The sequence below is a fragment of the Mucilaginibacter lappiensis genome, assembly GCF_050433765.1.
Classification (GTDB): Bacteria; Bacteroidota; Bacteroidia; order Sphingobacteriales; family Sphingobacteriaceae; genus Mucilaginibacter; species Mucilaginibacter lappiensis_A.
In genome coordinates, this window is record NZ_JBNPWP010000001.1 from 1,183,876 (window position 1) to 1,196,312 (window position 12,437).

The window sequence follows — 12,437 nt, forward strand, 5'->3', positions numbered from 1 at the left end:
AGCTAATCCCGGCTATAAAATTCAAGGCCGTTAAACCGTTGTCCCGCTTTGCTCAGTTTTCAGGATCCATTGCACGACATCATCCAATGTTTGCCCGACATAAGCAGCGTGTGGTTTAGCCTTCCGATATTCCATTTCGTTTTCTGTGCAACCGGTTCTGACCAGGCAACCGTGGCCGCCCATGTTTTTCCCGGCCAGCACATCCCAGGAGGTATCGCCAATGGTATAAGACCCGGACAGATCAATGGCATAATCCTTTACGGCCTGCTCGTATAAAAATGGCTTGGGCTTTTTGCAGATGCAATCTTCTGCAAAACGGTGCGGGCAAATATAGGGTCCTTTGACATCCAGTTTCAATTTCCCGAAGAAAGCTGCAAACCAATCCCTGAATTCACGTTCAGTAAACCGTCCTTTGCCAATTCCGGACTGGATGGTCACAACCGGGCAAATGAAGTTTGCGGTCAGCAGTTTCGCCACAGCCAGGTCGATCCCCGGAATGAGTTCCATTTCCGCAAGTGATTCCTGCCGGAGTGGTAATACCAGCGTTCCGTTCAGATCTAAAAATACCGCTTTGTTCATCTGCATGCCTTCATAAAGTTAAGGAAGTCCGCTTGTTTTTTTATCTAACTTTAACAGAACCTGTTAGTTGCCGCCTGTTGCAGATTATATATTCCAAGGAAGAGTCAATTCATCAGACCCGGCACTGGGCAGCCTATTGTTCAATTACGCACAATAACCGTACGCATCCGTACAGTTAAAGGGCGATATTCCTGCTATAAATTACTGATTATAAGTTATTTATAATAATGGCATGAAATTTACATTAATGACCATAAAATAACTTACATATTCATTATGTTGAAAAGCTATTTTAAAATCGCGTGGCGTAATTTGATGAAGAACAAAATTTTTTCATTCATCAACATTTTTGGATTGACAATCGGCTTAACAAGCTTTTTGTTGATTGCTTTATATGTTTTTGACGAATTGACATACGATAGCTTTCATAAGCATGCAGGGAATACTTATAGGGTTATTGACCGGAAAACTACAGCTGAGGGAAAGCAAACAAAAATCCCTGCTGCGGGATACCAGGTTTCTGAAAAATCTAAGTCAGATTTCCCTGAAATAAAAGAAATAGTACGGCTTTTTGCCCTTGGAAGAACCAATATCTCGACTGTTGAGAATACCAATGTTTTTTATGAGGAACTCCGGACAAGCAGTCCGGGATTTTTCAGGATTTTTGATTTCGAATTATTGTACGGTGATCGCGCTACCGCATTGCGGGATCCCCATTCGGTAATCCTTACAGCGGAAATGGCACAAAAGCTGTTTCATACCACTGACGTATTGGGCAAGCTCATTAAATCTGACCGGGATATAACACCTTTTAAAATAACGGCAGTATTGAAAAACCTTCCATCCAATTCCCATCTCTCTTTTAAGCTTCTTTTTTCAGAATCAAGTATAAACAATGCGGCGTTCAGGAACTTTGTAAGTACGGACTGGAATTCCGATGGTTTTACCACTTATATACTGTTAAATGATAAAACGAACGCGCATAATGTGGAAACAAAAATTAACCGGCTTGCTGTTCAAAATCAAGATGCAGCGGTAAAATATCAAAGCCATTTTTTACTGCAACCGTTAAAAGACATTCACTTTTATTCGGCCGATATAGAAAATAATCCGGGTAAAACCGGGAACCTTACCTACATCTATACCTTTTCGATCATTGCATTGTTCGTGCTCCTGATTGCTTGTATCAATTACATGAATTTAACCACCGCGCTATTTACCAAAAGAACAAAGGAAATCGCTGTACGGAAGGTAACCGGAGCTTCACGAAAAAACCTGACTGCTCAATTTTTAACGGAAACTTTTTTAATAACCGCCATTGCTCTCCTCCTTGCCTTAGGGTTGACCAGGTTTTTATTGTCGTTTTGGTTTAACTCATTTACGGAAAAACAATTGACACTTGGGATTGGCACCGATTACCGCATATGGTTCGGTATTATGTTGATTGTTATTATAGCCGGATTATTATCGGGAGTTTATCCTGCCTTATTCCAGGCGCGTTTACAGCCTCTTTTACTGCTTAAAAGCAAGATCAATATTGGCAAGGGAAATCTTTCCATACGTCGCTCATTAGTTGTTTTCCAGTTCGTGCTTTCGATTATTATGATCGTGGTCATCACCATCGTTTACAGGCAGATGCAATATATAAATACCAAGGACATGGGGTTTAGGAAAGATCATTTATTGGTGGTAGATATCAACAGCGGCAAGGTAAGAGGGGCCGCAGAAACTATTAAATCAGAATTTGGAAAGTTGGCGCATGTAAAAGATGTATCGGTAAGCTCAAGGGTACCCGGTGAATGGAAAGATCTGCCCAAAGTGAAAGTAAAGAATGAAAATATACAGGCAGCGGATGGCAACGATATGTATTTTTTGGGTGTGGATGCACATTTTCTTAAAACCTATCAAATTACCTTAAATAAGGGAAGAAACTTTGCGGCAGGTAGTCTGGGTGATTCTGCTGCTGTACTGATCAACGAAACAGCTGCCAGGGAATTAGGTATAAAAAGCCCTTCAGAACAATTGATTAAAATCCCGCTGGATAAGCCATTTAATGCAAGGGTGATCGGTATTGTGAAAGATTTTAATTTTCAATCGCTTCACCAATCAGTGGCTCCTATAGTGCTGGGATTTCAGAATAACCCGGTTCAGAGCATTGACTATTTTACCGTAAGAGTCGCATCGGACAACATAGGCCAGACCATTGAAGAGATGAATACAGTTCTCCACAAGGTTGATCAAAACCATTTATTTGAATACCATTTCCTCGATAAACAATGGGACTTATTTTATCATGAGGATCATATCAGACAAACCATATTTCTAATCGTAGCCATTTTAACAGTGCTAATCGCCTGCCTTGGATTATTTGGTTTAGCGACCTATGCAGCAGAACAGCGCAGGAAGGAGATCGGCATACGTAAAGTATTAGGGGCCACGGTGACAGGTATCGTTGCCCTGTTTTCCACAGACTTTCTGAAACTGGTAGTAATAGCCATGGTCATTGCATCACCGATCGCCTGGTGGGCCATGCATAACTGGTTACAAAGTTTCGCCTACCGAATAGCTATCCAATGGTGGATGTTCGCATTGGCGGGAACAATTGCGGTTTTAATAGCCATGTTCACCATCAGTTTACAGGCTTTCCGTGCAGCACTGATGAACCCGGTAAAAAGTTTGAGAATGGATTGATAAGTCTGCCTTTGTAAATGGCATTAATTACAGACATACACTATAGTCGTGCCGTTGCATTTGATATTCATGAGCAAAACGAACCGGGGCAGCTAATGAATATCAATTATTTTTATTTACGGGCTTTGCCAGCCAGGTAGTCTTGTGCGTTCCCGTACCGCAAGGCGCCCGTTCGGCCGCTGTTTTACCAGGATCGCAGAACCAGATCCCTGCCCCTGCGATCCCTAGCCCTGTATGATCTTCTTTGTGAATAAATGAGCGACGGATTGACCTATGCATTGAACGATGCGGGACAGTGGTCCATCCTATTAAACCTGTAATGATGGCAACCGCGAACAAACGCTGCCAAAAAAAGATGTCTCTGGTATTTAGCTAAACGAATCCAGGATCGGGCCCGATTAAACGGAACGCTTAATGGCTCATCGTATATTTGCATTCAGTAAAAATTCGTTGTTTGCGGGACAATAATGATAGTTCATTCCCCAGTCTGTGTGGTTTGCAGCGACCTGCCCGATCGCGTCCATGATCAGATTCATTTCATTATCGGTCATCGTTGGGTGAATGGATAGCCTAACCCATCCGGGTTTACCCTGCGGGTTGCCGCAAAGTATAGCTCCTAATATCTCCTGAGAGTCGGTTAGGCTAACGTTCAACAGGTAATGACCGTATGTGCCCGCGCAGGAGCAGCCGCCCCGGGTCTGGATACCAAAGCGATCGTTTAAGAGCTTCACGACCAGGTTATAATGCGCCCCCCGGATGATAAAGGAGACGACACCAAGGCGATCCGTAACACTGCCCTCAAGAATCGTCGCGTTCTTTATTTTCTCAAAACGGTTAAAAAGAATGACCAGCAGTTCTTTTTCCCGCTTGCGCATGTTTCCGGTTCCCATCCTTTCTTTCAGCCGTATGCACATGGCGGCTTTGATACCCTGTAAAAAAGGCGGGGTTCCGCCGTCCTCGCGTTCTTCAATACAGGCGATGTAGGTATGTTGCTTCCAGGGGTTACTATAAGCGATAGTGCCGCCGCCGGGCTGATCCGGCACCTGGTTGCTGTACAGGATGCTGTTGAAGATCAATACGCCTGGTGTACCGGGCCCGCCCAGGAATTTATGCGGGGAAAAATAAATGGCGTCCAGCCGGGTGCTTTTTTCTTCAGGGTGCATGTCTATACGGACATAGGGCGCCGAACAGGCAAAATCCACAAAACACAGCCCGCCATGCTGATGAATGATGCCGGCAATCTCGTGATAAGGTGTCTCGATCCCGGTTACGTTGGAACATGCGGTAACTGCAGCTATTTTATGAACCCGGTGCCGGTATCGCTCTAAAAGCGCGCTAAAGCAATCCAGGTCTACATTGCCCCGTAAATCGCTACCGATGATCTCCACGGTAGCAATCGTCTCCAGCCAACTAATCTGATTACTGTGATGTTCCATATGGGTAACAAACACGACCGGCCGGAGCTGCTCCTTAACCTCCAGGCATGAGCCTCCCTTTTCCAGATAATCCTTTAACCGTTCGGGAACACGTAAGCCCAATATCCGCTGCAGTTTATTCACCGCTGCGGTCATACCGCTGCCGCAAAAGATCAGCACATCGTCACTTCCCGCGTTAACATGCTGTTTGATCGTTGCTTTGGCCTCCTGGTAAGCCTGCGACATCAGGGAGCCTGTAATGGTGGAACCCGTATGGGTATTGGCTACAAAAGGCAGGATCTCCCGTTGCAGGTACGCTTCAATGGGCTGGTAGGCCCGCCCGCTGGCTGTCCAGTCAGCATATAGTATCTTCCTGGGGCCATCGGGAGACGCAAAGGTTTGTTCGTTGCCGATGATATGATCCCGGAAATGGGCGAAATAAGTTTCCAGTGTGCTCAAGGTTGCCATCAGCCCGGGTCATTTACTTTTAGATGCCGTTTTTGCCGGCCCGAACAGCCCAAACATATCATATGGCTTTTCCCGGAAACTGGCGTTAAAGAGATGGGCGATCAGAAATATATAGCCGGCAAACACCAGCACAATCAGTAACTGCACTTTCGACGTTTTTTGTATCGGCTGTCTTGCTTTTGCGTCACACATCTCCCCCGGGCAATACCGGACTTTTTCTTTATAAACCGCAGCATAGACTTTACAGGCCAGGCAGATGCCAAATGCTGATTCGAAAAACAGGAAGATCATACACAACAGGCAGACGATCCCGGTGATCGGGCTGAAAGAATTAATGATGACCATAAATACCAGCATGGTGAAAGAAAGGATCACCCCTACGATCCAGGCAAACTTTTTTTGCCGGGCACCAACATACTCCGGCACCTGGTTGCGTACGATCAGCCGTCCAATGATCAGCGCCGGTGAGAAACGGGGACTTACGAACACCCGGATCAGGAAGTCGGTAAAGAAAAGGGTGACCGCGTATTTGGCCAGCACAAAATCACCAGTCAGTATAATGAGCAAATAGGAAGTAAAGATCACCAGGAAAAGGATGCCTGCCGCTGCCCTGATCTCCCGCTCGTTGAGTACCGGGATGTCGTAGCCCTCGACCTGTTCCCCGAATTGAATTACCTTCTTCATACCTTAATTTTTAATGAATGATTGTTTTTTCAAACAATATAATCATTAAAATAAAGCGTAGATCCCGCGGTCAACAGACGGCGCTAAGCAGTCAACAAACGGCGAATATACGTCAATGACAACATCCACAGAAATGCCTAATTTTACTTTTCAGGCATTATGAAAATAAACATCAGTAAACAACAGTTTAAGTTTTATATCCAGGTCACGCTGGGCTACCTGTTGTTTTGGCTGGTGGTCGATTCGGCCAATGAACCCGGTTCGTTCTGGCCCAGGTTTTTCAACAATACCTGGCTGGTGATTTACCTCGCTGTCGTCAACTTTATATTTTTTGAATACACCCTGTCCTTTTTAAGAAGGAAGCGGCCGGCCATCAGCAAAACACTGTGGTGGCTGTTGGTGGTGTTTGGCCTGCTGGCCTTATTTTCCTTTGGTTTATATGCCTGGCGGTTCTTTGGAATACAGCTGCATATTTATACGGCGCTGATCCAATTTGAGTCGGTAGAAAAAGGCACCGGTCATATCGTTCCGCATGGCTTATTGTCCGTTTTCTTTTTTGGCTTATTCAAGTACCGTTATAACCACCAGCAATTAAAATTGTCGGCCCAGCAACTGCGCCTGGAAAAACGCGAAGCCGAACTGAATTATTTACGGTCTCAGACCAACCCGCATTTCCTGTTCAACACCCTGAATAATATTTATGCACTCGCCAGGGATAAAAGCGATCTGGCCCCCGAATCGATCCTTCGCCTGTCCAGGATGCTGCGGTTTATGCTGTACGAAACGGGCGGTGATTTTATCGCCATCGAACACGAGGTCAGGATCGTTGGTGAATACCTGGAACTCGAAAAGTTGCGCTATGACGATTCGCTTAGGGTCAACTTTAATTACGATATTGAGGATATGAAACAGGCTATCCCCCCGCTCCTGCTCGTACCATTGGTAGAAAACGCTTTTAAGCACGGCGTTTCTGAAACCAGGGATAATCCGTCTGCCGATATTCATCTTTCGGTGAATCAGCGTCAGCTTGTTTTTTTGGTAAAAAACTCCACGGAAGAATCAACCGGGGAGCCTGTGGTGAGGGAGCACATCGGCCTTTCCAACCTGCGCCGTCAGCTGGAATTGCAGTATACCGACTATAGTTTAAACGTACACCAGGGTTTAGCGCAATTTACGGCGACCCTGAAGATTAACCTGGCCAGCCATGTCTGATATCAAATGCATTATCATTGAGGATGAGCCACTGGCGGTCAAAGTGCTTGCCGACTATATTGCGCAAGTGCCGTTCCTCGAACTAACCGGTACTTTTAAAGATGCACTGCGTGCAACAGAATATCTTCGGCATCACCAGCCGGACCTGATTTTTCTGGACATTCATCTGCCCAAACTGAAGGGTATGGCGTTCCTCAAAACGCTGGCGCAACCGCCGGCTGTCATTGTGACGACGGCTTATCACCAGTATGCTGTAGAAGGCTTTGAATTGAATGTTACAGACTACCTGCTGAAACCTTTTGCCTTCGAACGCTTCCTGCAGGCGGTGAATAAAATCAGAAGCCCTTTAGAACAGGCGAAAGAATACCTTTTCCTAAATGTGCAGCACAAAAAAGTGAAGATCTGGTTTTCGGAAATCCTCTACATCGAAAGCCAGCGTGAGTACATCAAGATTGTCACCGCTAAAAATTTTTATGTCACCAAAATGGGCACCCAGCAAATCGAATCCTTGCTTCCGCAGCGACTCTTTATGCGGGTGCACCGCTCGTTTATTGTGGCCTTGAATAAAATTGAATCATACGCGGCCGGGTTTCTGGAGATCGGTGGGATGTCGGTTCCTGTAGGGAGAGCTTATAAGGATAACGTTGAAAAATTAACCTAATTTCACGTAAGCCCGGCCTAAACATGCGGCGGGATAAGATAGCGGTACCGTTACAGGGAGATTTATCATTCGTTGATTGAAGTTCCTGCAAAACTCTTCGAAAGCCGCGCTCCTACGCTGAAGCTACACCGCAAGCGAAGCTCACTCTGAGCGAAGGCTCTTTACCGGGTTTAGTAACGCAGCCTTTATGGCCTGGAAACTTACTGTGGCAAAGGCTATAATAAGCGCTACCAGGGTAGCCAAGGCAAATATCCACCAGCTGATATCAATACGGTAAGCAAAGTTTTGCAGCCAGTTGTGCATGAAAAACCACGCCACGGGTGACGCAATTATCAATGATATGACCACCAGCAGAACAAAGTTTTTGGACAACAGCAGCACGATGCTCTGCGTAGAGGCGCCCAGTACTTTTCTTATGCCTATTTCCTTTTTCCTTCGCTCGGCAGTGTATGCGGCCAAACCAAACAAACCAAGACATCCCACAAACAGGGCCACACCGGTAAATATCCACATCAGCGATTTCAGCTTATCTTCTGTATAGTACATCTGCTCAAAACTTTCGTCCAAAAAATTGTACTCAATAGGATATTCGGGCGAAAATGTGTTCCATACCTTCCCAACACCCTGAAGCGTGTTCTCCATACCCGCCGTGTTTATTTTAACGGCTACCTTCCAGGCTGCGTCAGGGAATATCTGCAATACGGCAGTTTCAACTTTATCATACAGGCTTTTGTAATGAAAATCTTTTACGACACCGATCACCTCTCCCATTTTTAATGAATCGGGTTTGCTGGCGCCCCAGGGGTTCCATGCAAGCTTTTGCCCGATAGCTTTTTCGGGGGATCCGAACCCTAATTCCCTTACCGCGGTTTCATTGATGACGAATGCATGATCCTTATCTGTTTGCATGGCTTTATCGAACCCGCGCCCGGCAATAATTTTAAGATCCAACGTTTTTATATAATCATAGTCGACCATCAGTTGCGTGGCCGACTGCTGCGTCCATTTACCATTTTGCATGGATTTTATTTCGTCGCCTGCAACTGCATCACCGGGGAAGCCATAGCCGATAGAAACGGATGAAACACCAGGTACATGCAATAAACTATTTTTAAAAGTTTCCTGGTTTTTAGACATATTATCTCCGCGCATCGGAAAGAACATGATCTCATCCTTGTTAAATCCAAGGTCCTTGTGGTGCAAATACGATACTTGTTTAAAAACGACAATCGCGCTAATCATCAATAATATCGATAAAGTGAATTGTGTTATCACCAACGTATTCCTGAGCCGGCCCGCTCTTCCGGGCACGTCCGAACAGATACTGCCCTTTAATACTTTTACCGGTTTAAATGCCGACAAAACCAGCGCCGGGTAAAAGCCCGCAAAAACACCGGTAACCAGGCCGAGTAAAAGCAACAGGGCCAATATGCCAGGGTCTGTCATCAGGTTTATGGAGATATGCTTGCCTGTAAACTGGTTGAGCCAGGGCAGCAACATCTTCACCAGCATAGCCGAGAACACGATACTGATATAACTGAGTAAAACGGTTTCGCCAATAAATTGAAGCACAATTTGTTGCCGGGCCGCGCCAATGCTTTTGCGCACCCCCACTTCTTTTGCCCGTTGCATCGACTTTGCCGTAGCAAGGTTTACAAAATTTAAACAGGCAATAAGCAAGATGAAAATGGCAATGATGGTTAAAGCCCGCACATAGGTAATATTGCCGTGGCCGGGGATGTCGAATTTGAAATTAGCTGCGTATAAATGAATGTCAGCCAGGCGCTGAAAAACCGGCTTATTGCCGCCGTGTTTACTGTTCATAAACGGCGCCGACCGTTCTTTTACCAGCTTCTGAAATTTTGCCTGTAATGCGGGTACGTCTGTACCATTTTTTAATTTGGCATAATTATAGAACTGCTGCCAAACCCAGCTTTGCATACGCTGTGCCGGTAACTGGGCCGCCGAAATAGGGATGAGGTAATTAAACTGGAGGTGGAATTTGGCATTTTTTTGAAAAACCCCTTTCACCAGGAGAGGCTGCTGATCCAATGTTATCTGTTTACCAACCGGATCTTGTTTGCCAAAAAAACGTTCGGCCATTTCCTCCGATAATACGATGGATGAACGGTCGTCAAGTGATCCGACGGATACCCCATGCGTAAATGAGAGGGGGAATACGCTGAAAAATGTGGAATCGACTAAAAGGCCGCTCGATTCATAAAACTTGTGGTTCCCCGCCGCGAAAAGCCTTTTTACTTGCGGCAACGCCATTACCCGCGTCACCGCCTCAATCTCCGGGTACTCCTGCTTCAGTGTTGTCGCAAACACAGGCGGCGCAACTGCGCGGTCTGCTTCCTCGTTATTGTCGGTTTAATGGTTGTATATCCGGTACACGCTGTCGCCCCCCGGCATAAATTTATCATAGCTGTATTCATCCTGCACAAATAAGCCTATCAGCAGGCACGCAGCCATACCCAGCGTTAAACCTGCAATATTGATCAATGAAAAGCCCTTATACCGCGATACGTTTCTAAAAGCGACCTTTAAAAAGTTTTTGAACATGGCAATGGTGATTAGGTGTACGAATGATTTATTTTCCCAACAAATATGCCGCGCAGTTAAAGTATTTAAAATCAATACATTATATGCTTTTTACTTTAATAAACGTTCGAAAATGAACAGATGATGTACGTATACGATGTCGGCTACCTGAAAGAAGGCCACCCGAAAGCGTGGCCTTTGTTATTTTAATGCATTTTGGCTAACCACCTTTTTCATCAGGAAACGCTTTTTAAGCCATTCGCGAAGGGGCTCATCGTAAAACCTCAGGCTCACCCATGCTATGGCTATTGCAATAATTATCAATCCAAAGCCACCCAAAAGGCCCTGGGCCATTGGTACCTTATTATTGTTTACCCATGCAATATGCAGATACATCAGCGGATAATGGGTGATATAAAGCGGGTACGATATGGCCCCGAGAAATCTGCAAACCTTGATGGAACTTTTGCTGATTAAACTCCCTCCCGCACCAATAGCTACAATAAGCGGGAAAATAACGATGATAACAAATGATTCATATATACCGTTCATCCACAAATGCGTGACGCCCCCAATCCTGGGGACGGATAAAAAAACAATAATAAGTAAACTGCAAACTGCAAACGCTCCTTTAATATGTATCAGTTTGCGCATACGCATCAACAATACTCCCGCGAAAAACGGATAAAGCAAACGTGTAAAGCCAATATTAACCTGCGTTTTATCAATAGACCAGCCGCCAATAACGTCACCTTGCGGTCCCCATACTAAAAAATTAACGAGTAAACAGGCCGATAATATGACAAATATGGTAAGCATCGTTTTAGAGAAACGGCGAATCAGCACCGCATACAGAATATTGGCAATGTATTCGTACAAAAGCGACCATGCGGCGCCGTTCAATGGGTGCGTTTCCTGCCAGCCGCGGATATCCATTGAGGGAAGCAGCGGAATCATGGTAAAGCCAACCACCATCGCCACCAGCAGCTTCCAAACAGGCGTTGCAGCAACGAGCGGCATCGATGCCCCGGCCTGGAAGTAAAAAAGCAATGCGCCAATTATGGTGCCTACAATTACCATAGGCTGCAAACGGATAAGGCGGCGTTTGTAAAAATCCCACTGGGTCATTTTGCCCCAGCGGTCATCATATGCATAAGCTACCACAAAGCCCGATAATAAGAAAAAGAAATCGACCGCCAAATAGCCGTGATTAATTATCTGGTGAAAACGATCGCCGGAGTAAGTTTCAAATACATGAAATATAACTACCAAGATAGAGGCTACGCCACGTAATCCGTCGAGGATCTCATAATGGCTTTTTGATTTGAGATAAACTGTGGTTTGGGTCATTGCCCGGGTAAAATAAGTAAAAATTGAATAGGTTGTATTTTAATCGGATTGTTAACACAGTTATTACTACAATGAAAGATTTTCAAAATCCCTCAATTATCAATTAATCACAAAGGATATGAGAACAGTAAACACTTTCGGCCTGCAATTCCTGATCAGACCGGACAAATTAAAAGAGGGAAAGGTGCCTATTTACGCGCGCATTACCGTCAACAGGGAGATTATTCACCTCGGACTGAAGCAGTATATAGAGCCCCCTTCCTGGGATATCAGGCGGGGATTTGGCGAGTGCTACGGGGAATTGCAACTTAAAAAGCTGCCGATAACCGCGGAGGCTATAAAAAACACCTTTTTACGTACGGAAGAAGTCGAGCACACCTTAAGTCATCTTTTCGAGTACCACAATAAAACTGCGGTCCACCAGCTTTCCCCCAACACACTCAGTCATTATAAAACCTCACAGAAATATTTGAGATCGTTTCCATATTTGTCGCAGCGGCCGGTTTTATTGTCCCGTTCCGTCCAGCTATTTATATTCCTACCTTGAATTGCGGGTGCCCTATGATTTGGGCAGCGATACTTTGCAGGTCCTGTCCCGTAAAGGCGCCGACACCGTCAAAGTCAAAATGAGTTTTGCTGTAGATGGTGATCGTACCCAAAAGCCCATCCGCGGGAATGTCCACCGAACGAGCTTGTTCCCGGTCGATCCAGTCCTCCGCCCGGTCTACGGCGTATATTTTAAAGCTGTTCGCTTTTTCCTGCGGTTCGAATTTCAGTAAGTGCTGGCTTTGGCCAACGGGTATCTCAAAGCTTTTCATTGGCATGTTTATTAA

General features: G+C 45.3%; 11 protein-coding genes. 4 read left to right on the forward strand and 7 right to left on the reverse strand.

The annotated features are described in order from the left end of the window. Positions 1–30: 30 nt before the first annotated feature. Positions 31–585: an HAD-IIIA family hydrolase gene (locus M2273_RS04585; protein ID WP_429393557.1), complete on the reverse strand. Its 555-nt coding sequence runs from the start codon at positions 583–585 to the stop codon at positions 31–33. Positions 586–894: 309 nt separating this feature from the next. Between M2273_RS04585 and M2273_RS04590 the strand changes: the two genes are divergently transcribed. Further along, positions 895–3,270: an ABC transporter permease gene (locus M2273_RS04590; RefSeq protein WP_429393560.1), complete on the forward strand. Its 2,376-nt coding sequence runs from the start codon at positions 895–897 to the stop codon at positions 3,268–3,270. 419 nt (positions 3,271–3,689) lie between these two features. Here the strand turns inward: M2273_RS04590 and M2273_RS04595 are convergent, their stop codons facing one another. Next, positions 3,690–5,153, reverse strand: coding sequence for an aminotransferase class V-fold PLP-dependent enzyme (locus M2273_RS04595; RefSeq protein ID WP_429393563.1), 1,464 nt, complete (start codon positions 5,151–5,153; stop codon positions 3,690–3,692). A gap of 9 nt (positions 5,154–5,162) precedes the next feature. Further along, entirely contained in the window at positions 5,163–5,837 is a 675-nt protein-coding gene (locus M2273_RS04600) for a DUF4395 domain-containing protein (RefSeq protein ID WP_429393565.1), read from the reverse strand. A gap of 159 nt (positions 5,838–5,996) precedes the next feature. Here M2273_RS04600 and M2273_RS04605 point away from each other — a divergent pair, with 159 nt between their 5' ends. Continuing rightward, positions 5,997–7,049, forward strand: a complete 1,053-nt coding sequence (locus tag M2273_RS04605; protein ID WP_429393567.1) for a sensor histidine kinase — start codon at positions 5,997–5,999, stop codon at positions 7,047–7,049. Further along, positions 7,042–7,710 carry a LytR/AlgR family response regulator transcription factor gene (locus M2273_RS04610; protein WP_429393570.1) on the forward strand — a complete coding sequence of 223 codons (669 nt, stop codon included), beginning with the start codon at positions 7,042–7,044 and terminating at the stop codon, positions 7,708–7,710. Before M2273_RS04605 ends, M2273_RS04610 begins: the two co-directional genes overlap by 8 nt. 141 nt (positions 7,711–7,851) lie before the next feature. Here M2273_RS04610 and M2273_RS04615 read toward each other — a convergent pair whose 3' ends face one another. The 3 genes from M2273_RS04615 to M2273_RS04625 form a co-directional block, all read right to left on the reverse strand. Then, positions 7,852–10,041, reverse strand: coding sequence for an FtsX-like permease family protein (locus M2273_RS04615; RefSeq protein ID WP_429393572.1), 2,190 nt, complete (start codon positions 10,039–10,041; stop codon positions 7,852–7,854). Positions 10,042–10,083: 42 nt separating this feature from the next. Beyond that, entirely contained in the window at positions 10,084–10,275 is a 192-nt protein-coding gene (locus M2273_RS04620) for a hypothetical protein (RefSeq protein ID WP_429393575.1), read from the reverse strand. Positions 10,276–10,455: 180 nt separating this feature from the next. After that, complete coding sequence (locus tag M2273_RS04625) at positions 10,456–11,604, reverse strand: acyltransferase family protein (RefSeq protein WP_429393578.1); 1,149 nt, start codon at positions 11,602–11,604, stop codon at positions 10,456–10,458. A 118-nt stretch (positions 11,605–11,722) separates the two neighbouring features. Between M2273_RS04625 and M2273_RS04630 the strand changes: the two genes are divergently transcribed. After that, on the forward strand, positions 11,723–12,151 hold the full coding sequence (locus M2273_RS04630; RefSeq protein ID WP_429393581.1) for an Arm DNA-binding domain-containing protein: 429 nt from the start codon (positions 11,723–11,725) through the stop codon (positions 12,149–12,151). On the opposite strand, the gene M2273_RS04635 is transcribed toward M2273_RS04630, so the two are convergent. Continuing rightward, on the reverse strand, positions 12,135–12,422 hold the full coding sequence (locus M2273_RS04635) for a hypothetical protein (protein WP_429393583.1): 288 nt from the start codon (positions 12,420–12,422) through the stop codon (positions 12,135–12,137). The two genes, M2273_RS04630 and M2273_RS04635, sit on opposite strands and share 17 nt — an antisense overlap. Between the last annotated feature and the right edge of the window lie 15 nt (positions 12,423–12,437).